Below are 378 nucleotides of genomic sequence, written 5' to 3'. Positions count from 1 at the left end.
ACCTCTGTCTCTGGCTCCTAAAAACAGCGGTGATGTTCTCGATTTCTCAGTAGATTTCTCAGCATTGTTCGACAGGAACACTGACGCCCTGAGCAAGGTTTGCTCTGTCAGTATCGCGAATAAAACGAACGATCCGTCAGAGCTGACAATACTCTGGACCAGCATCGTCAACGGTCTGGCATGCGTATTTCTGGGTGGTGGTATCACTGATACAATCCGCTCTCTCACGGTAACGGCGGCAACACGCAATGGCCTGACGTTATCGACAACCGTTGAACTGGCGATCATTGGCTCAGATAACTGCACGCCCTGCCTGTGCGATTATCAGACGCTGCCAGACGGGACCGGCATCCCACCGAATGCGGTTATTTTGCCCGG

At 52.6% G+C, this 378-nt stretch carries 1 protein-coding gene; it reads left to right on the top strand.

Features of this window, described 5'->3' with window-relative positions; genetic code table 11:
- Positions 1 to 378 (top strand): hypothetical protein (locus HK25_RS13170; protein WP_086636401.1); only part of this gene is annotated, 378 nt, incomplete at both ends.

Source organism: Acetobacter sp. DsW_059 (assembly GCF_002153695.1).
In the GTDB taxonomy this organism is placed as follows: Bacteria; Pseudomonadota; Alphaproteobacteria; order Acetobacterales; family Acetobacteraceae; genus Acetobacter; species Acetobacter thailandicus.
This window is presented reverse-complemented; position numbering and strand designations above follow the sequence as displayed.